Annotated in this window: 24 protein-coding genes; 11 read left to right on the forward strand and 13 right to left on the reverse strand. The window is 68.8% G+C overall.

The window, feature by feature from the left end; translation table 11 throughout:
• Window positions 1-102: 102 nt before the first annotated feature.
• The 3 genes from HLA95_RS19525 to HLA95_RS19535 all read left to right on the forward strand — a co-directional run bounded on the left by HLA95_RS19525 (window position 103) and on the right by HLA95_RS19535 (window position 3,812).
• Window positions 103-1,587, forward strand: coding sequence for a DegQ family serine endoprotease (locus HLA95_RS19525; RefSeq protein ID WP_191059839.1), 1,485 nt, complete (start codon window positions 103-105; stop codon window positions 1,585-1,587).
• 133 nt (window positions 1,588-1,720) lie between these two features.
• Window positions 1,721-2,413, forward strand: a complete 693-nt coding sequence (locus HLA95_RS19530; RefSeq protein WP_159710307.1) for a winged helix-turn-helix domain-containing protein — start codon at window positions 1,721-1,723, stop codon at window positions 2,411-2,413.
• On the forward strand, window positions 2,391-3,812 hold the full coding sequence (locus tag HLA95_RS19535; RefSeq protein ID WP_191059840.1) for a sensor histidine kinase: 1,422 nt from the start codon (window positions 2,391-2,393) through the stop codon (window positions 3,810-3,812). The genes HLA95_RS19530 and HLA95_RS19535 overlap by 23 nt, the downstream gene beginning before the upstream one ends.
• A gap of 172 nt (window positions 3,813-3,984) precedes the next feature.
• On the opposite strand, the gene HLA95_RS19540 is transcribed toward HLA95_RS19535, so the two are convergent.
• Window positions 3,985-4,878, reverse strand: coding sequence for a LysR family transcriptional regulator (locus HLA95_RS19540; RefSeq protein WP_191060957.1), 894 nt, complete (start codon window positions 4,876-4,878; stop codon window positions 3,985-3,987).
• A gap of 91 nt (window positions 4,879-4,969) precedes the next feature.
• Here HLA95_RS19540 and HLA95_RS19545 point away from each other — a divergent pair, with 91 nt between their 5' ends.
• The gene (locus tag HLA95_RS19545; RefSeq protein WP_191060958.1) at window positions 4,970-6,088 is read left to right on the forward strand and encodes a 2-aminoethylphosphonate--pyruvate transaminase; all 1,119 of its coding nucleotides are present in this window, start codon (window positions 4,970-4,972) and stop codon (window positions 6,086-6,088) included.
• A gap of 1,046 nt (window positions 6,089-7,134) precedes the next feature.
• The gene (gene phnX, locus HLA95_RS19550; protein WP_191060959.1) at window positions 7,135-7,965 is read left to right on the forward strand and encodes a phosphonoacetaldehyde hydrolase; all 831 of its coding nucleotides are present in this window, start codon (window positions 7,135-7,137) and stop codon (window positions 7,963-7,965) included.
• A gap of 21 nt (window positions 7,966-7,986) precedes the next feature.
• On the opposite strand, the gene HLA95_RS19555 is transcribed toward phnX, so the two are convergent.
• The 7 genes from HLA95_RS19555 to ubiE all read right to left on the reverse strand — a co-directional run bounded on the left by HLA95_RS19555 (window position 7,987) and on the right by ubiE (window position 14,099).
• A complete protein-coding gene (locus tag HLA95_RS19555) occupies window positions 7,987-8,163 on the reverse strand; it encodes a hypothetical protein (RefSeq protein ID WP_191060960.1) in 177 nt (58 codons plus the stop codon).
• 269 nt (window positions 8,164-8,432) lie between these two features.
• Entirely contained in the window at window positions 8,433-9,380 is a 948-nt protein-coding gene (cysK, locus tag HLA95_RS19560) for a cysteine synthase A (protein WP_191062067.1), read from the reverse strand.
• Window positions 9,381-9,525: 145 nt separating this feature from the next.
• The gene (locus HLA95_RS19565) at window positions 9,526-10,005 is read right to left on the reverse strand and encodes an RrF2 family transcriptional regulator (protein WP_191062068.1); all 480 of its coding nucleotides are present in this window, start codon (window positions 10,003-10,005) and stop codon (window positions 9,526-9,528) included.
• A 34-nt stretch (window positions 10,006-10,039) separates the two neighbouring features.
• Window positions 10,040-10,519 (reverse strand): dUTP diphosphatase, encoded by a 480-nt coding sequence (gene dut / locus HLA95_RS19570; RefSeq protein ID WP_222184243.1) that lies wholly within the window; start codon window positions 10,517-10,519, stop codon window positions 10,040-10,042.
• Window positions 10,512-11,756 (reverse strand): bifunctional phosphopantothenoylcysteine decarboxylase/phosphopantothenate--cysteine ligase CoaBC, encoded by a 1,245-nt coding sequence (gene coaBC, locus HLA95_RS19575; RefSeq protein ID WP_222184245.1) that lies wholly within the window; start codon window positions 11,754-11,756, stop codon window positions 10,512-10,514. The genes dut and coaBC overlap by 8 nt, the downstream gene beginning before the upstream one ends.
• Window positions 11,757-11,844: 88 nt before the next feature.
• Window positions 11,845-13,338, reverse strand: a complete 1,494-nt coding sequence (gene ubiB / locus HLA95_RS19580; RefSeq protein ID WP_222184247.1) for a 2-polyprenylphenol 6-hydroxylase — start codon at window positions 13,336-13,338, stop codon at window positions 11,845-11,847.
• 2 nt (window positions 13,339-13,340) lie between these two features.
• Window positions 13,341-14,099 carry a bifunctional demethylmenaquinone methyltransferase/2-methoxy-6-polyprenyl-1,4-benzoquinol methylase UbiE gene (gene ubiE, locus HLA95_RS19585; protein WP_191062545.1) on the reverse strand — a complete coding sequence of 253 codons (759 nt, stop codon included), beginning with the start codon at window positions 14,097-14,099 and terminating at the stop codon, window positions 13,341-13,343.
• Window positions 14,100-14,195: 96 nt separating this feature from the next.
• Here ubiE and mutM point away from each other — a divergent pair, with 96 nt between their 5' ends.
• A complete protein-coding gene (gene mutM, locus HLA95_RS19590) occupies window positions 14,196-15,023 on the forward strand; it encodes a bifunctional DNA-formamidopyrimidine glycosylase/DNA-(apurinic or apyrimidinic site) lyase (RefSeq protein WP_222184249.1) in 828 nt (275 codons plus the stop codon).
• Window positions 15,024-15,052: 29 nt separating this feature from the next.
• Here the strand turns inward: mutM and HLA95_RS19595 are convergent, their stop codons facing one another.
• Window positions 15,053-15,637: a heme-binding protein gene (locus tag HLA95_RS19595; RefSeq protein ID WP_222184251.1), complete on the reverse strand. Its 585-nt coding sequence runs from the start codon at window positions 15,635-15,637 to the stop codon at window positions 15,053-15,055.
• Window positions 15,638-16,206: 569 nt separating this feature from the next.
• Here HLA95_RS19595 and HLA95_RS19600 point away from each other — a divergent pair.
• Entirely contained in the window at window positions 16,207-16,410 is a 204-nt protein-coding gene (locus HLA95_RS19600; RefSeq protein ID WP_191060782.1) for a hypothetical protein, read from the forward strand.
• A gap of 69 nt (window positions 16,411-16,479) precedes the next feature.
• On the opposite strand, the gene HLA95_RS19605 is transcribed toward HLA95_RS19600, so the two are convergent.
• Window positions 16,480-18,015 carry an ester cyclase gene (locus tag HLA95_RS19605; RefSeq protein WP_191060781.1) on the reverse strand — a complete coding sequence of 512 codons (1,536 nt, stop codon included), beginning with the start codon at window positions 18,013-18,015 and terminating at the stop codon, window positions 16,480-16,482.
• Window positions 18,016-18,051: 36 nt separating this feature from the next.
• Here HLA95_RS19605 and HLA95_RS19610 point away from each other — a divergent pair, with 36 nt between their 5' ends.
• A complete protein-coding gene (locus HLA95_RS19610; protein ID WP_191060780.1) occupies window positions 18,052-18,498 on the forward strand; it encodes a winged helix-turn-helix transcriptional regulator in 447 nt (148 codons plus the stop codon).
• Between the two features lie 258 nt (window positions 18,499-18,756).
• On the opposite strand, the gene HLA95_RS19615 is transcribed toward HLA95_RS19610, so the two are convergent.
• Both HLA95_RS19615 and HLA95_RS19620 read right to left on the reverse strand, forming a co-directional pair.
• Window positions 18,757-19,545 (reverse strand): SDR family NAD(P)-dependent oxidoreductase, encoded by a 789-nt coding sequence (locus HLA95_RS19615; RefSeq protein ID WP_222184253.1) that lies wholly within the window; start codon window positions 19,543-19,545, stop codon window positions 18,757-18,759.
• Window positions 19,542-20,774: a hypothetical protein gene (locus HLA95_RS19620; protein ID WP_191058627.1), complete on the reverse strand. Its 1,233-nt coding sequence runs from the start codon at window positions 20,772-20,774 to the stop codon at window positions 19,542-19,544. The genes HLA95_RS19615 and HLA95_RS19620 overlap by 4 nt, the downstream gene beginning before the upstream one ends.
• Window positions 20,775-20,892: 118 nt before the next feature.
• Between HLA95_RS19620 and HLA95_RS19625 the strand changes: the two genes are divergently transcribed.
• From HLA95_RS19625 to HLA95_RS19635, 3 genes are all read left to right on the forward strand, one after another.
• The gene (locus tag HLA95_RS19625) at window positions 20,893-22,113 is read left to right on the forward strand and encodes an ABC transporter substrate-binding protein (protein WP_191058638.1); all 1,221 of its coding nucleotides are present in this window, start codon (window positions 20,893-20,895) and stop codon (window positions 22,111-22,113) included.
• A 94-nt stretch (window positions 22,114-22,207) separates the two neighbouring features.
• Window positions 22,208-23,092, forward strand: a complete 885-nt coding sequence (locus tag HLA95_RS19630; protein ID WP_191058628.1) for a carbohydrate ABC transporter permease — start codon at window positions 22,208-22,210, stop codon at window positions 23,090-23,092.
• Window positions 23,089-23,919, forward strand: a complete 831-nt coding sequence (locus HLA95_RS19635; RefSeq protein ID WP_191058629.1) for a carbohydrate ABC transporter permease — start codon at window positions 23,089-23,091, stop codon at window positions 23,917-23,919. The genes HLA95_RS19630 and HLA95_RS19635 overlap by 4 nt, the downstream gene beginning before the upstream one ends.
• Window positions 23,920-23,929: 10 nt before the next feature.
• On the opposite strand, the gene HLA95_RS19640 is transcribed toward HLA95_RS19635, so the two are convergent.
• A complete protein-coding gene (locus HLA95_RS19640; RefSeq protein ID WP_191058630.1) occupies window positions 23,930-24,583 on the reverse strand; it encodes a helix-turn-helix transcriptional regulator in 654 nt (217 codons plus the stop codon).
• Window positions 24,584-24,809 lie beyond the last annotated feature (226 nt).

The raw sequence follows: 24,809 nt of genomic DNA on the forward strand, positions 1-24,809 counted from the left end.
TGAGCCACCTTGTTTGTGGATGCAAACCTCGATCGATCCACTACATGGACTTACACCGGCCCCGAAGCACTATCGGATGCGCAGGAGATTGTTGGAGTATCGATGATGCAGCCTACCGTCACCCGCCGTTTCTCCCTGGTCCGCAACCTGGCGCTGTGCACGGTTGCAGCGGCCGCCCTGGCGACCGGCTCGGTGCCGGCCCTGCCGGCCTTCGCACCCAGCGTGGCCCATGCCGAGAACTATGACCGCGGCTATGCCGACCTGGTCGCCAGGGTCATGCCCTCGGTGGTTTCCGTCCAGGTGGAAGGCAGCGCAAAGGGCGCTGTCCCGGCGTCCGGCCAGATGGACGAGCAGCAGCGCCGCTTCTTCGAGCGCTTCTTCGGCCAGCCCTTCCCGCAGCCCGAGCAGCGGCCGCAAGGCAAGATGGAGGGCCTGGGCTCGGGCTTCGTGATCGATCCTTCCGGCTACATCGTCACCAACGCCCATGTGGTGGGCGGGGCCGACAAGATCGAGGTCGTGTTCCAGGATGGCGACCGGCTGCCGGCCGAACTGGTCGGCATCGACCCCAAGACCGACCTCGCCGTGATCAAGGTGGAGAGCAAGGAGAAGCTCACCGCGCTGGCATGGTCCGACAGCGACAAGGTCCGGGTCGGCGACAAGGTGGTCGCAGTCGGCAACCCGTTCGGCCTGGGCAGCACCGTGACCGCCGGGATCGTGTCGGCCACCGGCCGCGAGATCGGCAGCGGGCCCTATGACGACTTCATCCAGGTCGACGCGCCGATCAACCGCGGCAATTCCGGCGGCCCGACCTTCGACCTCGACGGCAACGTGATCGGCGTGAACAGCATGATCTTCTCGCCGTCCGGCGGCAGCGTCGGTATCGGCTTCGCCATCTCCTCCAACCTCGCCAAGTCGGTCACCGCGGAGCTGATCGAGAACGGCTCGGTCGAGCGCGGCTGGATCGGGGTCGGCATCCAGCAGATGGACGAGGACCTCAAGAGCTCGTTCGGCCTGGAGGATCGCAGCGGTGCGCTGGTGAGCCAGGTCACGCCGGACGGGCCGGCGGCCAAGGCGGGGCTGCGCGCCGGCGACGTGATCCTGAGCTTCGACGGCCACCCGATCGAGCGGCTGACCCAGCTCACCCGCGCGGTCGCGGACACCGATCCCGGCGATGCAGCGGACGTGAAGATCTGGCGCGACGGCAAGGAGCAGACCGTGTCGCTGGAGGTGGGCCAGATGCCGGTCGACCAGCAGGTCGCCCAGGCGGAGACCGCGGCACCTGCGGAGCAGCCGCGCCTGGGCTTGGCCCTCGCACCGCTCACCGACGAGGCCCGCCAGGAACTGGGCGTGCCCGCCAATGTCGAGGGCGCGCTGGTCCGGGACGTGATGGGCGGCAGCCCGGCGGAGGAGAAGGGCATCGCGCAGGGCGACGTCATTGTTTCGGTCGGCAGCGAGCAGGTCGACGGGCCCCAGAAGGTGATCGACGCGGTGCGCGGTGCGGCCGAGGACGGCGCAAGCTCGGTCCGCCTCCTGGTGGCACGCGGCGATGCGCAGCGCTGGGTGGCCGTGCCCTTCGCCGCCTCCTGATCCGGCCCGGAATCTCGACGGGTTCCCTCCCGGCAATGACGCAGTGCGCGATGATCTCGCGCACTGCGTCTTGTTCCGCTAGTTTCGCCCAAAGCGGCAGGTGAAACCTGTCATGGTAGGGCGAAATGCTGCGATGCGCATTCTGGTAATCGAAGACGACAAGGACGCCGCCCAGTACATGGCCAAGGGGCTCGTGGAGAGTGGCCATGGGGCGGACGTCGCCCATACCGGCAAGGATGGGCTCCTGATGGCGGCGGCCAACGGCTACGATGTCCTGATCGTGGACCGGATGCTGCCGGGCCTGGACGGCCTCTCCCTCGTCAAGACGCTGCGGGCGACCGGCAACCATACCCCGGTCCTGTTCCTGTCGGCGCTGGGCGAGGTGACCGACCGGGTGAAGGGCCTGCGCGCCGGGGGCGACGACTATCTGGTCAAGCCGTACGCCTTCTCCGAGCTGCTGGCCCGGGTCGAGACCCTGGCCAGGCGCGGCTCCACCGCCAGCGACACGCCCGAAACCGTGCTGCGCTATGGCGACCTGATGATGGACCTGCTGGGCCGCCGGGTGGAGCGGGCCGGCAAGGAGATCGACCTGCAGCCGCGCGAGTTCCGGCTGCTCGAGACGCTGATGCGCCATGCAGGCCAGGTGATGACCCGGACCATGCTGCTGGAGAAGGTCTGGGACTATCGCTTCGACCCGCAGACCAACGTCATCGACGTGCATATCAGCCGCCTGCGGCATAAGATCGACCGTGGCTTCTCCTATCCGATGATCCACACGGTCCGTGGCGCAGGATATTCTCTCCGTGTTGCCGACAAAGCTTCTTAAAGCTTCCACCTTCCGGCTGACGCTGGCCTATCTGGCGCTGTTCTGCATCTCCGCCGGCGTCCTGTTCGGCTTCGTCTACGTCGCCTCGACCGCCAACATGGAGCGGCAGACCGAGGAGACGATCACCGCGGAGATCAACGGCATCCTCGACCAGTACCGCCTGCGCGGGCTGGGCGGCCTGCGCAACACGATCGCCGCGCGCGCGGCGGCCAAGCCCGATCGCGCCTCGATCTACCTGCTGGTCGACCGGACCGACCGGATCATGGCCGGCAATATCGACCGCTGGCCGGAAGGGCAGGACAAGGACGAGAACTATTTCCATTTCCTGATCGAGACCGGCGAGGACAGCGACGGCGAGCCGACCTTCCACCGGGCGATCGCGCGCGGCTTCCTCCTGCAGAACAATGCACGCCTCCTGGTCGGCCGCGACATCGAGGAGCGCCTGGCCAGCCAGGCGACGCTGCTCAATTCGCTGCTGATCGGCGGCGGGATCATGATCGTCCTGGGCGTGGCCGGCGGCCTCGTCATGAGCCGCTGGATGCTGGGCCGGCTCGACGACGTGAACCGCGCCACCACCCGGATCATGATGGGCGACCTCACCCAGCGCTTCGTCGAGAAGGGCAGCGGCGACGAGTTCGATGAACTGGCGCGCAACCTGAACCGGATGCTGGACCGGATCGAGCGGCTGCTGGCCGGGATGCGCCAAGTCACCGACAACGTGGCGCACGATCTGCGCACGCCGCTCAACCGGCTGCGCTCGCGCATCGAGGTGGCGCTCATGGACGAGCAGTCCGACGAGTCGCGCGAGTTGCTGGAAGCCACCGTCCGCGACGCCGATTCGCTGATCCAGACCTTCAACGCGATCCTGTCGATCGCGCGGGCGGAAAGCGGCGAGCAGCAGGCCGAGTTCGAGCCGTTCAGCCTGCGCGAGATGGCCCAGGACGTCACCGAGCTCTACGAGCCCCTGGGCGAGGAGCGCAGCATCGCCGTCCACCTCCGCGCCCAGTCCGACGCGGTGGTGATCGGCAACCGCCACCTGGTGGCCCAGGCCCTGGCCAACCTGGTCGACAACGCGATCAAGTACGGGGCGGAGGGTGGCCATGTGCTGGTGGAGGTGCGCACCCGGCCCGTGCCGATGCTGGTGGTGACCGATGACGGGCCGGGCATCCCGGCGGAGATGCGCGAGCGGGCCCTGGAGCGGTTCGTGCGCCTGGACCCCGAGCGCTCCACGCCCGGCAACGGGCTGGGCCTGTCCCTGGTGGCGGCGGTCGCCCGCCTGCACGAGGCGAGGCTCGAGCTCGACGACGCCAAGCCCGGGCTGCGGGTGAGCATCGCCTTCCCGAGCCTGCCCGAGCCCGGCGTCCAGTTGACCCGCCAGGAGGCGCGCTCGATGGCGTGATGCCGGCTGCCCGAGCCCCGGCCTGATCAGGCCGGGACAAGGGGGTGCGGGTTGGTGAGCGCAGGCCGGCCAGACCGCGAGGCTGCGCCGGCAGGCAATCAGCGCGGATGGCAAGCGTGAGCGCGGCGATGGCCTTCGCCCACCGTTCCGTCATGCACCACCCGGAACCGCTCTACCCCGGCCGGTTCCTCGCCGCTTCGGCATGAGCAGGCCCCGCCGCCAGAGTGAACAGCGCCCTGACCACGCCGAGCTGCGCGCGCTCGGCCAGCGCCAGCAGGCAGGTGTCGGCCTGCAAGCCCGGCCCCAAGAGGGTGCGCCGGACGAGGCGCGGGTCGTTGCCCGCCTCCTGCTCGAACACAGCACCCAGGCCAAAGCCGTTGGCCACCGCCTCGCGCAGCGCCTCGCGCGAGCCCAGCCGCAGGGTCAGGCGCGGCCGCACATCCCTGGCAGCACAGGCCGCGGCGAACAGCCGAAAGGTGGCGCTGCCTTCCTCGCGCGCGACCATGGCCACACTATCCAGCGCCTGGAGGTCGACCTCGGCACTGCCGGCCAGCTCATGGTCCCTGGGCAGGAGGAGGACTACCCGGTCGGTGCCGAGGCACAGCCTGGCCAAGTCGGGCGCCGGCTCCAGCAGGGTCGCCACCGCGGCATCCGCCGTGCCGTCACGCAATGCCTTCAGGGTCGTCGCCGTGTTGCCGGTCACCAGGCTGGCCGCGATCCCGGAATGGGCATCCTGCAGCCGGCGCAGCAGCGGCATGGCCGCGAACGGGCTGTCGGCCGCCAGGGTCAGCTGCCCCTGCTCCAGATTGCGGGCCTGGCGCAGGAGATGTTCCAGGTCGCGCAGGAGGCCCAGCACCCGGCGCACATGCGGCGCCAGCGCCTCGCCGAGCTGCGTGGGCGCAGCACCCTCGGGGCCGCGGCGGAACAGCGAGACGTCGTATAGCCGCTCCAGCCCCAGGATCTGCGCGCTCACCGCCGGCTGGCTCAGGTTCAGCCGTTCCGCCGCACGGGCGAAGCCGCCGGTGGCAAGCACCGCATCCAGGGCCCGCAGCGCCGCCAAGTTCATCAACGCACCTTATGCGGTCATCATCCCGATCGATTTGACTTATCGCACCGCGGCGCGCAACGAAAGGCTCGCTGCCTGCCGGAGGACCGAGATGCCTTGCGCCGACGAGCCCCTGCTGCTGACGCCGGGGCCGCTCACCACCGCGCGGCGGGTGAAGGAGCGGATGCTGCGCGACTGGGGCTCGCGTGACGAGGCCTTCGTCCGGCTGAACCGCGAGGTGCTGGACCGCCTGACGGCGCTGGTCGGCGGCAGCGGCATGGTCACGGTGCCGATGCAGGGCAGCGGCTCCTTCGCGGTGGAGGCGATGCTCGGCAGCTTCGTGCCCCCGTCCGGCCGGCTCCTGGTCTGCGTCAATGGCGCCTATGGCCAGCGCATGGCCGAGATGGCGCGCCGGCACGGGCGGCAGGTGGCCGTGCTGGTGCAGCCCGAGGACCAGCCGACCGACGTGGCAGCCCTCGACCGGATGCTGGAGACCGACCCGGCGATCAGCCACGTCGCGGTCGTCCACTGCGAAACCACCTCGGGCATCCTGAACCCGCTGCCGGACGTGGCCGCGACCGCGGCCCGCCACCGCCGCAGCCTGCTGGTCGATGCGATGAGCGCGTTCGGGGCACTGCCGCTGGATGCCGGGACCGTCCCGTTCACCGCGGTGGCGGCCTCGGCCAACAAATGCCTGGAAGGCGTGCCCGGCCTGGGCTTCGTGATCGCCCGCAGGGAGGCGCTTGCCGCCTGCACCGGTCACGCCCCGGCCCTGTGCCTGGACCTGCCGGCCCAGCATCTCGCCATGGAACAGACGGGGCAGTGGCGGTTCACGCCGCCCACCCATGTCATCGCCGCCCTGCACCAGGCGCTGCTCGACCACGAGGCCGAGGGCGGCCAGCCCGGCCGGCTGCGCCGCTACCGCGAGAACTGCCGGATCCTGGTGGACGGCATGCGGGCATTGGGCTTCCAGACCCTGCTGCCCGACGCGCTGCAAGCACCGATCATCGTGACCTTCCGCCTGCCGGCCGACCCCGCCTTCGACTTCGGCCGCTTTTACGACGCCCTGCGCCGGCGCGGCTTTGCGATCTATCCCGGCAAGCTGACCGCAGCCCCCTCCTTCCGGATCGGCTGCATCGGCGCACTGGGCCCGACGGAGATGCGGGCAGCGGTCCAGGCAGTAGCCGATGCCCTGGACGAGCTGGGGCTGCGTCTGTCGACTGCGGCATGAGCGGCGTGGACTGGGCCAGCCGGATCGAGCTGAACCGCATCGGCAGGCAGGATCGGGTCGGCCGCGGCTCAGCCCCTTTGGGTCGCGGACAACATGGTTGGGATGGCGAAGGCAATCCGGCCGACAGTGGCGTCCTCCTTCCGGATTGGCCGCATCGATGTCCTACGCCCGGCCGAGATGCGGGCGGCGGTCCACGTGGTGACCGCCGTGCTGGTGGAACCAGGGCTACGTCTGCCGGCTGCCGCAGGACCGGGCCGGCTGCAACTCGATCCCTCCGGGTCACAGCCGACACCATCGGAATGGAGGGCCCATCCAGCCGACGGAGGCCCCTTCCGTCCGAACCGGTCGAATCGGTATGCGGGACCCCACCGAGATGGGAGCTACGGTGCAGACGGTGGCCACGGTCTTCGGTGAACTGAGGCTGCGCCTGTGGACTGCCGCAGGATCGGCCTGGATTGGACCAGCCGGATCAGGCCGAACCGTACGGGCAGGCAGGATCAGACCGGCCGCGGCTCGGTGCCCTCACGATGTGGCCCACGCCAGCGGGGCCGCGATGACCCATGGGGCCGAAGGGGACGCTCTTTCCCGGATCGGCCGAATTGATGCGCCGGGTCCAGCCGACATGGGAGCCAAGTTCAGGCGGTGGCCGAGCCCCCGGGGGAAGTGGGGCTACGTCTGCCGATTACCGCGGGATCGGTCTGGGCCAGGTTGCCTGGGCTGGGCCGCCCGGGCCGGGACGGCCGGGACTTGGCGCCCTAGGATGCCAGGCGACACCATCGGGATGGCGAACGGTCCGGCAGCCGGCGTGGCATCCCCCTTCCGGATCGGCTGCATCGACCGCCGGATCCGGCCGGGATGCGCGTCGCGGTCCAGAGCCGGTGGCTGCGGTCCGGGACGAGGTGGGACTGTGTCTGCCGGCGGCGGCGTGAACCACTCGCGGCCGGGCCGACCGGGGCAGACCGTCCGGACAGGCAAGATCGGGTCGGCCGCGGCCCTGGCCCCTCGCGGCGAGACGGCACCGTAGCAATGGCAAGGGGATGATGGTGATGGGGTTCGGCTATCGGCGCTTCTATTGCGGGCCGGTCGAGGCGGTGATCTTCGACATGGCCGGCACCATCGTCGACTTCGGGTCGCGGGCACCGGCGGGCGTGTTCGTCGAGGTGTTCCGCCGCCACGGGGTCACGATCAGCCTGGCCGAGGCGCGCGGGCCCATGGGTGCGGAGAAGCGCGCCCATCTGGCGGAACTCCTGGCGATGCCGGCGGTCCGTGCGCGCTTTGCCGACCGGCACGGTCGCGACCCGGGCGAGGCCGACATCGACCGGATCTACCAGGACTTCATTCCCTTGCAGCTCGAGACTCTGCCGGCCTTCTCCGCGCTGATCCCAGGGGCCGCCGCGACGATCGCGGCGCTGCGCCGCCGCGGCATCCGGATCGGGGCCAACACCGGCTACAACCGCGCGATGATGGCGGTGGTGGAGGCAGCGATGGCCGGGCAGGGCGTGACGCTGGACAGTGCGGTTGCCGCCTCCGACGTGCCGCGCGCCCGCCCCTGGCCCGCCATGTGCCTGGTGAACGCCGCGCAACTGGCCGCCAGCACCGTCACCGCCTGCGTCAAGGTCGACGACACCGTGCCCGGCATCGAGGAAGGCCTGGCGGCCGGCATGTGGACAGTCGGGATCAGCCTGTCCGGCAACGAGATCGGCCTTGCGGAAGAGGAATGGCAGGCCCTGCCGGCAGGAGAACAGCAGGCCCGTCTGGCCCGGGCCGAGGCCCGGCTGCGCGCCGCCGGCGCCCATTTCGTGATTCGGTCGGTGGCGGACCTCCTGCCGGTGATCGACGCGATCGAGGCCAGGCTCGCCGCCGGTGACCGGCCCTGAGCCGCCTTCGGCAACAACCACTCAGTTCAGGCGGAAGCCCCGGCAGCCGAGCTGCTCCTCCCTGATCAGGATCTGGCTGCCGCAGGGCCGCTCCACGAAGTAGCGCCGCCCCTGATCATCCTCCTGGACATGGATCAGGTCGACCGGCTCCCCAGTGCCGAGCAGCACCATCTGCAGGATCTGCGGCCTCGGCAACATCGGACGTGCCGGGATGGTGACGGGTTCTCGATGCACGGCAACCTCTCTAGGCTCTTGGTCCTAGGATAACAGTCCCCTCGCCTATGGCAAGTCCTGTGTTTCCAGGGCCCGTTCGGCATGCCGAAGGATGCGCCTGAAATGGTTAAGGCATCGTTTACCGCATTCGCCAAATGAAAACATCGTTCGCGATGGAAGATTTCACCAATAGAAAGACCCCGGGGCCTTCCGGCCCCGGGGTCTCGCGTCTGAAACCGATTTAGGACGACGCGTCAGCCGAGTTCGGCGAACAGGTCGGTCGACAGGTAGCGCTCGGCCGAGGACGCCAGGATCACTACGATCCGCTTGCCGGCATAGTCCGGACGGGCACCCACTTCCAGCGCCGCGGCGACCGCGGCACCGCTGGAGATGCCGATCGGGATGCCCTCGACCCGCGCCACCTCGCGGGCGGTCTCGAACGCGGTCTGGTTGCCGATTCGGATCGTCTCGTCCAGCACGTCGGTATGGAGGTTCTCCGGGATGAAGCCGGCCCCGATGCCCTGGATCTTGTGCGGCCCGGGCTTGCCGCCTGAGATCACCGGGCTGTCCTCCGGCTCCACCGCGATCACCTTCAGGTCCGGCAGGCGCGGCTTGAGCACCTCGCCTACCCCGGTGACGGTGCCGCCCGTGCCCACGCCGGAGATGAAGGCGTCCAGCCGACCACCCGTATCGGCCCAGATCTCCTCCGCGGTGGTGATGCGGTGGATCGCCGGGTTGGCCGGGTTCTCGAACTGCTGGAGGATCACCGCGTTCTTCGTCTCGGCGACGATGCGCTGCGCCTCCTCAATGGCGCCGCGCATCCCCTTGGGGCCAGGTGTCAGCACCAGCTCGGCACCCAGCAGCTTGAGCACCTTGCGCCGCTCCAGCGACATGGTCTCCGGCATGGTGAGGATCAGCCGGTAGCCCTTGGCCGCCGCGACGAAGGCCAGTGCGATCCCGGTATTGCCCGAGGTGGGCTCGACCAGCACCGTGTTCTTGTCGATCTGGCCGGACTGCTCGGCCGCCTCGATCATCGAGTAGCCGATGCGGTCCTTGACCGAGCTCAGCGGGTTGAAGAACTCCAGCTTGGCCAGGATCTCCGCCTTCACGCCGCGCTGCTCGGCGATCCGGTGCAGGCGCACCAGCGGCGTGCCGCCGATGGTGTCGACGATGCTGTCATAGATCCGGCCTCGTGTGTTCATGTCCACCCGCGCCCCCGATTTTACATCTTCCATTTGCACAACTCCGGCAAACCCACCCGGGACTGTGCAGAAATCTAGTCGCAACCGCGCGATGTGCAACCATCGGCGATACGGGGTGCTTCCGAACCGGCCCGCCGCACCCCGGCTAGATCACGAAATCGGCGCTCCGCGCCTGGTCGCCGACCAAGCCGGCACGGCGGGCCTCCTGGCACAGATCCTCGATGGACACGCCGTCCAGCCGTTGCATCAGCTCCCGCTCCGTCCGCTCGAAGAACGGGGTGATCACCTGGGCACCCAGCGGCGAGCCGGCGACCTGCTCTTCCGCGGTGGCGCCGCTGCCGGACATCGGGCCGTTCAGGTCGGTCTCGCCCTGCACCACCCGGACGATCTCGCCTACGCTGATGCGGCGCCGCTCGCGGGCCAGGCGATAGCCGCCACGCGGGCCGCGCACGCCCTTGAGCAGCCCGGCACGCACCAGCTGCTGCATGACCTGCTCGAGATAGCGCCTGGGCAGGTTGAGGCGCCTGGCGATGTCCTGGCTCTGGACAGGGTCGCTGCCGCCGTGAAAGGCGATGTCGGTGACGGCCTCCAGCGCCAGCGACAGCTTCTTGGACGGTTTCAACATGGGGCCACCCTCCCGGTGGTGGCGGACAAGCGGCTCATTCTCGCCCTCCGATTGCGCGGGCTACTCCGGTAGAGCCAAAACCGCCAACCCCGCGTGGGGTTTCCGACAGGACTCCATTCTCTTTCCATAATATCTGGACAATCGGTGCGACCACCATCTGGGCAATCCGCATGCCGCGCTCGACGGTGAACGGCTCGTCGCCAAAATTGACCAGAATGACACCAAGTTCCCCGCGGTAATCGGCATCGATCGTGCCCGGCGCGTTGAGCACGGTGATGCCGTGCTTTGCGGCAAGGCCGGAGCGCGGGCGGATCTGCGCTTCGTGATCGACCGGCAATGCTATGGCGATCCCCGTCGGCACCACCGCACGGGCCATGGGCTGCAGCACGAGCGGCGCGTCGGCCGCCACGGCGGCCAGCAGATCGACTGCGGCGGCGCCCGCGGTGGCACGCTCCGGCAGCGGCAGGCCCGCCCCGTGCGGCAGCCGGCGGATCTCCACCGTCACCTCAGCCACGGCCGAACTCCGCTGCGATCAGCCCCACCAGCCGGCGTGCCACCTCCACCTTGCTGCCGGCCGGCCAGGATTGCGGCTCGGCATCCCGGCGCAGCAGCGTGACCGCGTTCCGGTCGCCGCCGAACGTGCCGCTGCCGGGGGCCACGTCGTTGGCGAGGATCCAGTCGCAGTTCTTGCGCCGCAGCTTGGCCGCGGCATGGGCCACGACCTGCTCGGTCTCGGCGGCAAACCCCACCACCAGGCGCGGCCGCTGCGGGCCGTCTGCCGCCAGGGTGCGCAGGATGTCCGGGTTCTCCACCAGCCGGATCGAAGGCGGCGGCGCTCCCGCCTCCTTCTTGATCTTCTGGGTAGGCGCCTCCTCCGGCCGCCAGTCCGCCACCGCCGCCGCGCACACCGCGACATCGACCGGCAATGCCGCCTGGCAGGCCGCCAGCATCTCGCGCGCCGTTTCGACCCGCACCACCGCCACACCTGGCGGGTCCGGCAGCGTGACCGGCCCCGAGACCAGGGTCACCTCGGCCCCCAGACGCGCCAGTTCCCCTGCAATCGCATGGCCTTGCTTGCCGGAGCTGTGGTTCATGATGAAGCGGACCGGATCGATCGCCTCGCGGGTGGGGCCACTGGTGACCAGCGCCCGCAGCCCCGCCAGCCCACCCGCCGGCGCGCCGCCCGGCCGGCCCAGCCGAGCCAGGATCGCGGCCAGGATCTCGGCGGGCTCGGCCATCCGGCCGCTGCCGGTCTCGCCGCAGGCCATGTCGCCGGCATTGGGCCCGACCGTGGCGACGCCGTCGGCCTGGAGCAGGGCCAGGTTGCGCTGCGTGGCCGGATGGCCCCACATCATCTGGTTCATGGCCGGCGCCACCAGCACCGGCTTGTCCGTGGCGAGCAGCACCGTGCTGGCCAGATCATCGGCCAGCCCATGCGCCATCTTCGCCAGGAGGTTGGCGGTAGCCGGCGCCACCACCACGAGGTCGGCCTCGCGTGAGAGCCGGATATGCCCCATCTCCGCCTCGTCGGTCAGCGAGAACAGGTCGCCATAGACCTTCTCCACCGACAGGGCTGCGACCGAGAGCGGGGTGACGAACTCCCGCGCGGCTTCGGTCAGGACGCAGCGCACCTGGATCCCGCGCTCCTTGAGCCGGCGGATCAGTTCCAGGCATTTGTAGGCGGCGATCCCGCCACCGATCACCAGGAGCACCCGCCCACCCGGCAGAGCAGGGACACCGTCCTGAACCATCGCTCCCGGTTCTCCCGTTAACATGCTGTCAGGCATCATCTTTCGCCTGCCACTTGATCTTCTGCATCAACGTGCGCGGGCCAGCAACTCAGCGGATCGTCCAGCCCAGCAGGAAGGCCGCCAGCACCAGGAACAGCCAGATCGGCGCCCGGTCCTTCAGCACGGTATGGTGGTGCTCGAGCTGGATCAGCGTCCGCTCCAGCCGGCGCAGCACGACCGGTGCCCGCTGCAGCATGTCGTAACCCTCGCGCGCCAGCTCCATCGCCTTGGCCTGCGGCCCCAGATGCACCGCGATCCACTCGGCGACCAAGGGCTGCGCGGTCTGCCAGATGTTGACCGACGGGTTCAGCGCCCGGCCCACCCCCTCGGCCACCACCATGGTCTTCTGCAGGAGCAGGAGATGCGGCTGCTGCTGCATCTTGAACTGCTCGGCCACGGTCAGGATCTGGCCGAACAGCCGGCCGATCGAGATGTCGTTGAGCGGCTTGCCCAGGATCGGCTCGCCGATGGCACGGGCCGCCTGGGCGAACGCGTCGCGGTCCTCGTCGGCCGGCACATAGCCCGCGCGCACGAACACGTCCGCTACCCGCCGGTAGTCGCGATCGAGGAAGCCGATCAGGATCTCGGCCAGGTACTTGCGGGTATCGAGGTCGAGCCGGCCCATGATGCCGAAATCGACCGGCACGATCGTGCCGTCCGGCTCGATGAACGTGTTCCCGGGATGCATGTCGGCATGGAAGAAGCCGTCGCGGAACACTTGGTTGAAGAACACCACCGCCGCCCGGTCGAGGATCCGGTCGGGGTCCAGGCCCTGCTCGATCAGCCGCTCGCGCTGGTCGGACGGCGTGCCGCTCACCCGCTCCAGCGTCAGCACCCGCCGGGACGTCCGCTCCCAGTCGACGAACGGAACGCGGAAGCCCTCGTCGTCGGCGCAGTTGCGGGCAAACTCGGTAGCCGCCGCCGCTTCCAGGCGCAGGTCGAGCTCGCGCCTGGTCCACATGGCATGGACCCGGACGGTCTCCACCGGGCGCAGCCGGCGCAGATGCGGGAACAGATACTCGACCGTCTCGGCCAGCCACAGGAAGAAGGCCAGCTCGCGCTCGATCGCCGCCTCCACGCCCGGACGCAGCACCTTGACCGCCACCTCGCGCCCATCGGGCAGGAGGGCGAAATGGACCTGGGCGATCGAGGCGGCGGCGACCGGCACCGGGTCGAAGCCGCGGAACAGGAAGTCCACGGGCGCACCCAGCTCGCGCTCGATCAGCGCCATCGCCTGCTCGCCCGGGAACGGCTCCAGCCGGTCCTGCAGGCGGGCCAGGTCGCGCGCCACGGCAGTGCCCATGATGTCCGGGCGCACCGCCAGGGTCTGGCCGAGCTTGACGAAGCTGGGGCCGAGCTCGACCAGCGCGTCCGCCAGGCGCTGGCCCGGCCGGCGGGTCGCCTTGCGCCCGGTCCAGGGCCCGGCCAGGCGCATGGCGAAGGGCGGGAGCGGCAGCAGGTCGACGAAGAACAGTGCCCGGTGACGCATCAGCACCCGCACGACGCGGGCACCGCGGAACAGATGGCGGATCGGTCTGAGCAAGGTCAGAGACGCCAGCCGGAATGGATTGCGGCAATGCCCCCGGACAGGTTGCGCAGCTTGACCAGGCCGAAGCCGGCCCGGCCGATCAGCCCGGCAAAGGTCTTCTGGTCGGGGAAGCGGCGGATGCTCTCGACCAGGTAGCGATAGCTCTCGGCGTCGTTGGCGACGAGCTTGCCCATGACCGGGATCATCCGCAGCGAATACTGGTCGTAGATCGGCCGGAGCTGCGGGATGATCAGGCGCGAGAACTCCAGGCAGAGAAAGCGGCCGCCGGGCTTGAGCACCCGGTAGGCCTCGGCCAGTGCCCGGTCGATATGGGTCACGTTGCGGATGCCGAAGGCGATCGTGTAGCTGTCGACCGACTTGTCCTTGAACGGCAGGGCCATGGCGTCGCCCGTCACCCAGGACAGGCCGTGGACCAGGCCGCGATCGATCGCCCGATCGCGCCCGACCGCCAGCATGGCGTGGTTGATGTCGCAGACGGCGATCTCCGCCTCGCCGCCCACCCGGTCCATGATCCGGAACGCCACGTCGCCCGTGCCGCCGGCCACGTCCAGATGGGTGAGGCCCTTGCGCGGCGCCAGCCAGTCGACCAGCGCGTCCTTCCACAGGCGGTGGACGCCGCCGCTCATCAAATCGTTCATCAGGTCGTAGCGGGCGGCCACCCGGTCGAACACCTGGCGGACCTTGGTCGCCTTCTCGGCCGGGTCGACCTTCTCGTAGCCGAACGACCGTGCCAGCTCGTCCGCGGCGTCCTTCATGTCCTGCCAGTTCCTCAGCAGCCCCTTGCCGGGCGGTTCTAGGTGATGGCACCTGCCGGCTCAACCGAGCCTGGCCCGCCACATCCGGAACATATCTTGCCCGAGCTGCCCGAAGTCGAGACCGTCAAGCGCGCCCTGGCGATCCGCCTGACCGGAAGGCGGTTCACCGAGACCGTCCAGCGCCGGCCGGACCTGCGCTGGCCGCTGCCCGCCGACCTGCCCGGCCGCCTGCGCGGCCGCACCGTCCAGGGCTTCGGCCGGCGCGCCAAGTACATCCAGGTCTTCCTGGACGACGGCCAGGTGATGCTGCTGCATCTCGGCATGTCCGGCCGCCTCGTGTTCGACGGCCAGCCCATGGGCCCGCACGAGCACCTGACCTTCGGCTTCGACGACGGCACGGTGCTGCGCTTCGTCGACCCGCGCCGCTTCGGCGCGCTCGACCTGACCACGACGGAGGAGCTGGCGGGCCACCGCCTCCTGGCCGGCCTGGGCCTGGAGCCGCTGGGCAACGAGTTCTCGGGCCCGGCTTTGGCCGAGGCGTTCCGCCACCGCATCGTGGCGGTCAAGCAGGCGCTGATGGACCAGAAGCTCGTGGTGGGCGTGGGCAACATCTACGCGTCGGAAGCCCTGTTCCGCACCGGCCTCCATCCCGCCACCCCGGCAGGGGCGGTCGACCCGGAGCGTCTGGAGGCACTCGCGGCGAACGTGCGCACCGTCCTTACCGAGGCGATCGAGGCCGGTGGATCGTCCTTGCGCGACTATGTCCAGGCCGATGGCGAGCTCGGCAACTTCCAGCGCATGTTCCGGGTCTATGACCGCGCCGGCGAACCCTGCCTGGTCTGCACCGGCCCGATCCGGCGCACCGTCCAGGGCAACCGAGCGACCTATTTCTGCGAGCGCTGCCAGCCGCCGGCCCGATCCTGAGCCGGCGGCCGGCTGGCCGGGGGGAACGGCTACTTCAGCGTGCGGGCCACCATGTCCGACACCAGCTGATCTTCGTCCGCCGAGTCGCCGGAGACGCCGACGCCGCCCACGATCTGGCCACCCTTCTGGATCGGCGTGCCGCCGCCGAAGGTGATGGTGCCGCCCACGATCTCGCCGATCATCGGGTCCCTGGCCGTACCCCACCGGCTCTGCGGCCCGTCATAGGCCTTGTCTGGATCGACCGGGTTGCCGGCGGCCAGGCCATAGAGCGGCCCGCCCGGCTGGACGGCGTCATAGAGCTGGGCCGTGGTGAACTTCTGGGCCGGGCTGTTGCTCAACCCGTTGGCCGTGAACGCCTTGGCCGCGGCGATCTGGCGGCTGAGCAGCCACTGGTCGCTCAGCTTGCCGCCGGAATAGGCGACGGCGCAGACGACTCCGCCACGATTTACGGCAACCGCCCACATGTTCTGTGTCTTGTGCGTCTTGACCGCACTGATCAGGGCCGCACGCAGGCCGGCATGGGTCGCCGGGCAACTGACGTTCTTCGGCTTGTTGTGGTCGGATGCCGCCAGGGCCGCACCGGCGGCAACTGTCATCAGACCGGCAGACAACATCAAGGCAGCCGCCTTGCAGGCAGAAACCACTCCACCCATAATCATTCTCCAACTATCAGCTTGGTCCGCAAACATAAAGAGCGTGCTATTCTGTGCGTTAGCGGCAAGCGAGTGTCAATATGCTTGTTACGCAGGCTTTAGGCGGCGCGCTTCTTTCAGACCCGGCACTCTTTTCTGAAGCTTCACAACTTGCCGGCAATGAATGAAAGTGTAGCCAATGCTCGCTGGGGCAGATCTGTGCCGGCTCCGGCTGTGCCGATGCTTGAACGAACCAACAAACGGCGCAGCACCGAACGGTCCAAGATATCGATCGTCCACGGGCGCAGAAGCAAAATGGTGATGAACCGGATCTTCTGGACGTGCTCCTGGACAGGCAGCGCAACTGGCGCAGACAGCCCGTCGGGCGCCGGAAAGCCGTCCTGCCCGCCTCGGGGCACGGCCAGCCCCGGCTATTGCGGCCTGGAGACGCACCAGGGTCGCGGGCTTGCCCCGGTGGCGCTTCCGGTTTCCTATGGGGGGCCGCCCCGCCCCGGCGGGCCGTGGCCCATCGCACCAGGGGACGTCGTCTGATGACCGAGTTGGTCCTCATCGCCTGCCTGCTCAGCGGCGGCTGCAAGGAGATCCGGCTGAGCTACGACTCCCAGGAGGTGTCGGTCACGGCCTGCACCATGTACGGACAGGCAGAAGTCGCCCGCTGGCAGACACAGCACCAGGGCTGGCGGGTCCATAGCTGGCGCTGCGACCGGGCGCGGTTGGGCGAGAAGGCGGCCTGATCGGCCGCTCGGCTCCTCTTCCCGGCCATTCGGCGGATCACCGGCGTGACATCCCGATGTTCTGGACGGTCAGACCTGGGCTGCGGCCAGCCCCTGTCGGCCATGTCGGCCATGTCGGCCATGTCGGCCATGTCGGCCATGTCGGCCATGTCGGCACATGGAGATCTTCTTGGCGGTGTCGACAAGGTGAAGGCGTAACGTCTCGTGGTCCTCGACATGCCAGTTCTCCACGATCTGGCCATCGGCGATCCGCATGATGTCGGTCGCGCGATAGTCGATGCGCTCGCCCCTGCCCACCTCGCCGTCCTGGCCGCCCAGGCGGCGGCCGGTGATGCGCAAGTGACCGACGACCCGATCCTGGGCGACGATCAGTTGGAGGACGTGCACCCGGCCGTTCGGGAAGGCTTGGCGGAACCTGCGCTGCGCAGCCATCAGCCCTCGCGGGCCCTGCTCACGCCCGGGCGGCAGGGTGTGGTCGAAGTAGGCGGCTGAAACCGTCTCCTCGAACCAGGCATCGCTGCCGCCGTTCCAAAAGCCGTAATACCGCCGGACGAGAGCTTCGAGCTGATCGCTGCTCGTTCCTGCGGAACGTACCACATGCTCCGGCAGGGCGGCCTTTGCCGCGACCTCCTGCGACAGGCATGGCGTCGCCCACTCGGAGCCCGGCGCGCCACCGAGGTCCCGCCAGCGTCGCAGCCAGGTCGCGACGTCGACAACGGCAATATCCAGTGCGACGTTGAGCGTTCGGTCCTTGGGCCATGCGACCCCATCCGGCCGGGCGAACGCCAAGCGATACTTCCTCATGGCGTCATCCGGGTGCTCTTGCGCCTCCTCCTTCAGCCTGGAGAGAGGCAGCAGGATGCGCTCGACCTCCACGTCGAGAACGCGGTCCACCGTGTCGGCCAGTTCGCGGTAGGTGAAAGTGTCGCCCGCGACGTAGACGATCCGATCGTCGAACGCCGGACGCGAGGCCACCGCCAGTGCGGTCAGGCGGCCGATGTCCTCGGGCGTGGTTACCGTGAGCTGGTAGTTCCAGTCCCCGAGCGCATGAACCTTGTTCCGGTCGAGATCGACCAGGCCGAAAGCGGGCAGAAAGATGAAGCTGGTGAACATGCCGGTCGAGATGATGGTCCAGCGGACCTTGGCCTGCGCGCGCAGCATCTCCCGGACGTCAATCTGCTCGTCCCACACCTCCTGGCCACTACCTCTGCCGACGACATCGTAATCGACGCCGAACTGCCATGGCACATAATGCTCGACACCGGCGCGGATGACAGCGGCAGTGATCTTGCGCTGTGTTCCCGGGCCACCGACGAAGCCGGTGCAGCAGACGACCTGCGTGAACTGCGAGAAGACCGCGCTGAGAGCTTCGACCGTCGCTGTCGCGAGGTCGGCATGCACGATGTCGGCGCCCAAGGCTCTGACTGCCGCCGCCTGATCTCTCCGGCCGTTGGCAGGATCGTCCTCCATGGGACGCAGCAGCACGGTGATGCCGGGAACCAGGTTCTGGTCACGAAGCTGCGCGAGCTCCCGTACGACCTCCATGCCGAGTTCGCCTGCGCCGAGAACGAGGATGCGGCTCTTCAAATCGGCAGTGTCTGGCATTATCGACTCCTTCTGAGCCGACCAGATGAGCCCCGAATGATCGAAACGAAAGAAGGTACACCAGTGTTACCGCATCATCGTCTCGCCTTCGACGAACTCATCCAGGCTTCCCAGAAGGCATGTGACGCCCTGAGCGAGGCGGACGATGGTCTCAAGCGGGAGGTCTTGGGCCACGCTGGAAATCGCTGGTCTTTGGGCGTTGTTCATGCGCTGGGCGTGGCTGGAACATTGCGTCATGCCGATCTCGGTCGGCGGCTGGACGGCGTGAGCCAGCGAATGCTGACGCGGACGCTACGTCATCTTGAGCGGGATGGCTTGATCGCGCGGCACGACTTCCAGGAAGTGCCGCCTCGCGTCACCTACAGCCTGACCGATCTCGGGCGCGGGCTGCTGACGAGCATGATGCCGCTTTGGAGCTGGGTCATCGACAATGCCCCCGCCTTTCGCGCGGCGCGACGGGCATACGATGCGGATTCACGCTGATCTCGCCTGCTGCCTGGCGGGTTGGAACGCCATCGGCCGGAAGCCGCGCCGGCGGTCGGACCCGCGGCAGACGATGCCGGCGTCGGCGGTTCCCCCGTGGCTCCGGCACCAGCCGGTGCGCTCATGCATCCGGCCCCTGCACTGCATGCCCGGCCTTCGCCCAGGCGGGAGCGCCATGCCAGACCCGGTGGCGGGAACCGCCAGCTCCGGCCGCGGCATGCCACCATGGGCGTCACTCCTGCGGTCTGCCGGGCGCTTCTAGCCGTTGATCTCCTTGACGAACGGCCCCATCCCGGCCGTGAGGCCACCGTCGACCACCAGCTCCGCACCGTTGACGAAGCCGGCCTCGTCGCTGGCGAGGTAGGCGACCGCGGCGGCGATGTCGTCGGGCGTCCCTACCCGGCCCACCGGATACCAGCGCGCCAGCTTGTCGAAGATCTCCGGGTCGCGGGCCAGACGCTCGGTCCAGGAACGGTTCTCGGTACGAATCGAACCCGGGCTCACCAGGTTGGTGCGGATCCCGCGGGGGCCGTACTCCACCGCCATCGCCTTGACCCACATGACCAGCCCGGCCTTGGCCGCGCTGTAGGCGGGATTGCCGACATAGACGCGGCCATTCACCGAGCCGATCGCCACGATCGCCCCCTTGCCCCGCTCGGCCATGCCCGGCAGGACCGCCTTCATCGCGAGATAGGCGGCCCGCAGCGTGACGCCCAGCTCCAGGTCCCAGTCATCCGGCATGGTCGCCTCGACCGTCGTGGCCGACGTGGCGGCCGCGTTGTTGACCAGGACATCGAGCGGCCCCAGCGCCTGCTCCGCGTCCCGGACCATGGCCTGCACCTGGTCGGGCAGCGTCACGTCGGCCTGCAGCGCCACCGCCCTGCCCCCGACCGCCTCGATCTCGCGCACCACGCTGTCGGCGGGCTCCCGGTCGCGGTCGGCCACGGCCACCGCCGCGCCCTCGCTCGCCAGACGCAGGCAGGTGGCGCGGCCGATGCCCCGGCCGCCGCCGGTCACCAGGGCAGTCCTGCCGTCGAACCGGCTCACCGCGCACCTTCCGCGCGTACGTCCTCGGCCACCTCGTCGAACGCCTGGAACCCGCTGCGGGCCAGGTAGACGTAGCTTTCGCGCATATGGCCGTCATTGTAGTAGGCGAGCCCGTCCACCCCGTGCCGGGCCAGGATGCGCGCGGCCGCGACCGTGTCCGCACCGCTGGCGAGGTCGGGGAAGCTCGGGCGCATGATCGCCGAGATCCGGGCATCCGGGCCGGCCTGGCGGCGGACCTGGTGGATGTCAGCCAGGACGTCGGTTGCCGAGCGCTCGTACGCGCAGACCTCCAGCCCGTCGCAGGCCTGGGCCAGGAGGCGCAGGTCGGAACCCTCGATCCAGCCCTTCGCCGAAGGCCGCTGGACGGACGGGATCACCCGGACTTCCGTCGATGCCGGCACCACGTCGCGGATCTCGCGCACCACGTCGGCCACCACCTTGCAGCGCCAGCGCAGGAACGCCGCCAGGTCGGGGTCCGCCAGCAGGTCGGAGGCGATCCAGTCGGCCGCCTGCGCATCGGTGAAGGCGATCTCGCCGGCCAGGAAGGCCTCGATCGCCGCCTTCACCCGGGCGCGGACATGGAGCACGTCGATCCCGTCCACCGCCGCAGCGCTCACCGTCGCCTCGGAGAAGTCCAGGCCCAGCAGGAGCTTGGTCCAGGCGTCCATACGGACCAGCGCGAACTCGTGATGGTAGCCATGGTCGAACGGCAGCCAGCCGGGCGTTTCCAGGCGCAGCCCCGCCAGGTCGTAATTGCCGGCGAGGTCGCGGCACAGCGCCACCACATATTCGCGCGCTTCCGGATGGGCCGGGTTCAGGGAGTACCAGTAGGGGTCGTCGAAGCAGTTGCGTGCGACCAGGTCCGGGTGGAGGCGGCCGAGCGGCGTGTTGTGGAAGCAGACCACCCAGCCATAGCGGTCCAGCCCCGGCAGGCCGTCCGCCAGGATCGCGAACGGGTCGTGCTCGGCCAGCATGCTGTTCGGCAGGGGCTGGACGCGCTGGTAGTGCTTCGGGTCGTGGCGGAAATAGACGGTGCCGTCCTCGGGGAAATAGACCTTGCCGTTCCTGCCGTGCGGCCGGAGGAACTTGCCGGCATGGTAGGCGGCGGCCAGGCTGACCGCCCCGGCCCCGGCCGCCTCGATCCGGGCACCGAAGGTCCCTGCCCCGTCATCGACCAGATCCCAGGGATAGGCATAGACTGAGCGGTACGGCCGCTGTTCCACCATCATGCGTTTCCTGTCGACATCGTTGCTGCGGGCGCATCCTTGCCCTTAAGCTCCGGGGCGACAAGGCCGCGCGCCGATGAGTGACTAGGGGGAAAACGACTTGCTGAACCGACGTCTTGCCATGCTGGCCAGCGGCGTGGCCTTGGCCGCGCTGTCGGCGCTGGGATCGGCCCAGGCCCAGGAGAAGACCGAGATCCGGGTGATCGTCGCGCATTACAGCGACCAGACCATGGGCATCTTCGGCGGCATGGAGGCCGATTTCGAGGCGGCCCACCCGGACGTCGACATCAAGCTCGAGGACGTGTCCTGGGACAACCTCCAGCAGCGGCTCACCACCGACATCGCCGGCGGCACCCCGCCCGACATCGCGATCATCGGCACGCGCTGGCTGCTCGACTATGCCGCCAACGACATCGCCGAGCCGCTCGACGACTACATGACGCCCGAGTTCAAGGCGAAGTTCATCGAGGCCTTCCTGGAGCCCTCGGTGATCGACGGCGTGACCTACGGCCTGCCGGTCGCCGCCTCGGCGCGCGCCATGTACTACAACAAGGATCTCCTGAAGAAGGCCGGCATCGCCGAGCCGCCCGCCACCTGGGACGAGCTGGTCGCAGCCGCCACCGCCGTGAAGGAAAAGGGCGAGGGCGCCTACGGCTTCGGCATGCAGGGCAAGGAGATCGAGACCGACATCTACTGGTATTATGCGCTCTGGGCCCATGGCGGCGAGCTGGTGCAGGACGGCAAGTCCGGCATCGCCAGCGAGGCCGGCGTCAAGGCGGCCAACCTCTACAAGAGCCTGATCGACCAGGGCCTGACCCAGCCGAGCCCGACCGGCTCCAACCGCCAGGACATGGAATCCCTGTTCAAGCAGGGCCGCGCGGCGATGGTCCTGTCCGGCCCCTGGCTGCGCGGCCAGATCAAGACCGAGGCGCCCGACCTGAACTACGGGCTGGCGGCGATCCCCAAGGGCACGGTCCAGGCGACCTACGGCGTCACCGATACGATCATGATCTTCAAGGATTCCGAGAACAAGGAGGTGGCCTGGCAGTTCCTGGAGGAGGCCGCGTTCAGCGACAAGAACCGCATCGCCTTCTCTGAGAAGGAAGGCTTCCTGCCGGTGATGAAGGCCGAGGCAGCGGCCCCGGAGTTCGCCGATGACGAGGAGCTCAAGGCATTCACCGGAATGCTGCCCTACGCCAAGTTCGCGCCGCTGATCCCGAACTGGGAAGCCGCGTCCGATACGGCCTCGGCGGCACTGCAGCAGATCTACCAGGGTCAGGCCGAGCCGGAAGCGGCGCTGACCGAGGCTGCCGCGAAGATCGACGAGCTCATCCAGCAGTAGGCTCAGCCGCCCGGCGGGCCATCAGGCACGAAACCTGCATGGCCCGCCGGGGCAACTTCCGGAGACGATGCGCTCGGATGAGCGCAGAACCACCATGCTCGACCGCACGCGTACCCTGCCGGCCCTGCTGCTGATCCTGCCGAGCCTGGCACTCAGCCTCTGGATCATCGGCTATCCCATCTACGATGTCGTCTATACCTCCCTGCACGAGGTGAACCGGTTCGGCCGCGTCCGCGACTTCGCGGGCCTCGCCAACTTCGCCAAGCTGTTCGCGGACCCGATCTTCTTCGCCTCGCTCTGGCGCACGGTGCTCTGGACCGTCACCGTGGTGGGCGGCGCCATCCTCCTGTCGGTCCCGATCGCGGTGATGCTGAACGAGGACTTCTACGGCCGGGGCATCGCCCGGGTGATCGTGATGCTGCCCTGGGCGATCTCGCTGGCGATGACCGCGATCGTGTGGCGCTGGAGCCTGAACGGCCAGTATGGGATGATCAACGCCACCCTGTTCCAGCTGGGCATCCTGGACGGACCGGTGGAATGGCTGGCGAGCTTCGACACCGCCTTCCCGATCGAGATCGCGATCGGCATCCTGGTCTCGATCCCGTTCACTGCGACCGTGCTGCTGGGCGGGCTGTCCTCGATCCCCGCCGATGTCTACGAGGCCGCCACCATCGACGGTGCCACAGGCTGGCAGCGCTTCCGCTGGATGACCCTGCCGCTGATGAAGCCGTTCCTGCAGATCGCGATCGTCCTGAACGTGATCAACGTGTTCAACTCGTTCCCGATCATCTGGGTGCTGACCCAGGGCGAGCCGGCCAACTCCACCGACATCCTGGTCACCTATCTCTACAAGCTGGCGTTCCGCTACGGGCGCCTGGACACGGCCGCGGCCATGTCGCTGATCATGTTCGCGATCCTCCTGGTATTCACCGCCGCCTATATCGTCCTGGCCCGGCGCTCCGAGGAGAAGGGCGCGTGAGCCGGAAACTGAAGCGCTCCATCCTGTTCTGGCTGGTGCTGGGACCCTTCGCCGTAGTGGCGCTGTTTCCCTATGCGGTGATGCTGAGCACCGCGCTCAAGCCCGGCGACGAGATCTTCGTGTTCCCGCCGACTTGGCTGCCGAGCCGCCTCGCGTTCGAGAACTTCGTCGAGATGTGGAGCGCCACCGGCTTCGGCACCGCGCTCCTCAACTCGCTGCTGATCGCGACCGCCGGCACGGTGCTCTCGCTGCTGGTCGCGATTCCGGCCGCCTATGCGCTGGCGCGGCTGCGCTGGCACGGCCAGGGCCTGTACCGGCAGTTCCTGCTCGTGGCCCAGATGCTCTCGCCGATCGTGCTGGTGATCGGCATCTTCCGGCTGATGGCGGCGATGGGGCTGGTCGACAGCCAGTGGGCGCTGGTGCTGGCCTATGCCGCCTTCAACCTCGCCTTTGCCACCTGGATGATGTCCAGCTACTTCCGGACGATCCCCAAGGAGATCGAGGAAGCGGCCTGGATCGACGGCGCCACGCGGATGCAGTCGCTGGTCCGGGTGTTCCTGCCGCTGGCCCTGCCGGCGCTTGCGGTCACCGGCATCTTCACCTTCATCAACTGCTGGAACGAGTTCGTCCTGGCGCTGACCATCCTGCGCTCGAACGAGAAATACCCGCTCACCTTGCAGATCTTCACCTTGGTCGGCGGCGCCTACAAGATCAACTGGCACCACGTCATGGCCGCGACCTTCGCCGCCACCGTGCCGGTGGCGGTGGTATTCGCGCTGCTGCAACGGGCCCTGGTGCGCGGCCTGTCGCTGGGCAGCGTAAAGTAGGCCTATGGGTTCAGGCGGCCGGGCGCACCCGATAGCTGCAGCGCCGGTCGCCCGCCGCGATATGCTCGGCCCGCTGGATCTCGATCCCTGGGCCCAGCAACTCGGCAAACATTGCCAGCTCGGCCTGGCATAAGCCCCGACAGGCACCGGCGGCCGCCATGATCGGGCAGTGGTTCTGGACCAGCAGGATGTCGCCGTCAGCCTCGTCCACCAGCTCCGCCATGAACCCTTCGGCCGCGCGGAGCCGGGCCAGGGCAGCCAGACGCGGCCCCGTCCCGGCCAGCCCCTCCAGCGCTGCCCGGTAGCGGCTGGTATTGGCCGCCGTGCGCGCTGCGACCAGCGCCTCGAGTCCGTCTTTGCCGAACAGGGCGGGCACGGCTGCCAGCAGTTCCAGTGCCAGCTCGGCATGACCGTCGGGAAAGCCCGTCTGCCCCTCGGCCGTCAGGTGCCAGTAGCGCCTGGGCCGGCCGACGCCTTCCCGCCGATCCTCGAACCCCACCCGGCCCAGGGCCAGGAGCCGGTCCAGATGCTGGCGGACGGCGGACGGCGTGATCGACAGCCGGTCCGCCAGATTGGCTGCGACCTGCGGCCCGCCCGACTTCAGGGCATGCAGCAGACGGTCGGCGGTACGGTCGGCGAGGTGATCTAAGGGTACGGGCGTCATGGGCCCAGGCTAGCGCAGCCGGCTGTACGGACACCAAGATGGGTTAAGACGGCGACTGGTTCGGGCAACCGGGTTCATGCCAGATGGGCGGTTGAACAACGCTGTCCAGGTACGCATGCAAGGTGGATGGAACCGCAACTGGCTCCGGCCGGTTTCCGGACGGATACGATATGGCAAGGAACAGCTTGCTCAACCCCAAGGCGACATCAGGAGTGCCTGCCCGGCG

The sequence above is a fragment of the Geminicoccus harenae genome (assembly GCF_019800005.1).
Taxonomy (GTDB): Bacteria; Pseudomonadota; Alphaproteobacteria; order Geminicoccales; family Geminicoccaceae; genus Geminicoccus; species Geminicoccus harenae.

Excerpts from the sequence above, each read along its gene's own strand:
- HLA95_RS19605 (WP_191060781.1), bottom strand. The coding sequence starts at position 18,015 with ATGCCAGACACTGCCGATTTGAAGAGCCGCATCCTCGTTCTCGGCGCA.
- HLA95_RS19600 (WP_191060782.1), top strand. The coding sequence starts at position 16,207 with ATGACCGAGTTGGTCCTCATCGCCTGCCTGCTCAGCGGCGGCTGCAAG.
- HLA95_RS19565 (WP_191062068.1), bottom strand. The coding sequence starts at position 10,005 with ATGTTGAAACCGTCCAAGAAGCTGTCGCTGGCGCTGGAGGCCGTCACC.
- coaBC (WP_222184245.1), bottom strand. The coding sequence starts at position 11,756 with ATGGTTCAGGACGGTGTCCCTGCTCTGCCGGGTGGGCGGGTGCTCCTG.
- HLA95_RS19540 (WP_191060957.1), bottom strand. The coding sequence starts at position 4,878 with ATGAACTTGGCGGCGCTGCGGGCCCTGGATGCGGTGCTTGCCACCGGC.
- HLA95_RS19530 (WP_159710307.1), top strand. The coding sequence starts at position 1,721 with ATGCGCATTCTGGTAATCGAAGACGACAAGGACGCCGCCCAGTACATG.
- cysK (WP_191062067.1), bottom strand. The coding sequence starts at position 9,380 with ATGAACACACGAGGCCGGATCTATGACAGCATCGTCGACACCATCGGC.
- ubiE (WP_191062545.1), bottom strand. The coding sequence starts at position 14,099 with ATGAAGGACGCCGCGGACGAGCTGGCACGGTCGTTCGGCTACGAGAAG.
- HLA95_RS19525 (WP_191059839.1), top strand. The coding sequence starts at position 103 with ATGATGCAGCCTACCGTCACCCGCCGTTTCTCCCTGGTCCGCAACCTG.
- HLA95_RS19610 (WP_191060780.1), top strand. The coding sequence starts at position 18,052 with ATGATCGAAACGAAAGAAGGTACACCAGTGTTACCGCATCATCGTCTC.
- HLA95_RS19630 (WP_191058628.1), top strand. The coding sequence starts at position 22,208 with ATGCTCGACCGCACGCGTACCCTGCCGGCCCTGCTGCTGATCCTGCCG.
- phnX (WP_191060959.1), top strand. The coding sequence starts at position 7,135 with ATGGGGTTCGGCTATCGGCGCTTCTATTGCGGGCCGGTCGAGGCGGTG.
- HLA95_RS19545 (WP_191060958.1), top strand. The coding sequence starts at position 4,970 with ATGCCTTGCGCCGACGAGCCCCTGCTGCTGACGCCGGGGCCGCTCACC.
- HLA95_RS19620 (WP_191058627.1), bottom strand. The coding sequence starts at position 20,774 with ATGATGGTGGAACAGCGGCCGTACCGCTCAGTCTATGCCTATCCCTGG.
- HLA95_RS19625 (WP_191058638.1), top strand. The coding sequence starts at position 20,893 with ATGCTGGCCAGCGGCGTGGCCTTGGCCGCGCTGTCGGCGCTGGGATCG.
- HLA95_RS19595 (WP_222184251.1), bottom strand. The coding sequence starts at position 15,637 with ATGTTGTCTGCCGGTCTGATGACAGTTGCCGCCGGTGCGGCCCTGGCG.
- HLA95_RS19640 (WP_191058630.1), bottom strand. The coding sequence starts at position 24,583 with ATGACGCCCGTACCCTTAGATCACCTCGCCGACCGTACCGCCGACCGT.
- HLA95_RS19555 (WP_191060960.1), bottom strand. The coding sequence starts at position 8,163 with ATGTTGCCGAGGCCGCAGATCCTGCAGATGGTGCTGCTCGGCACTGGG.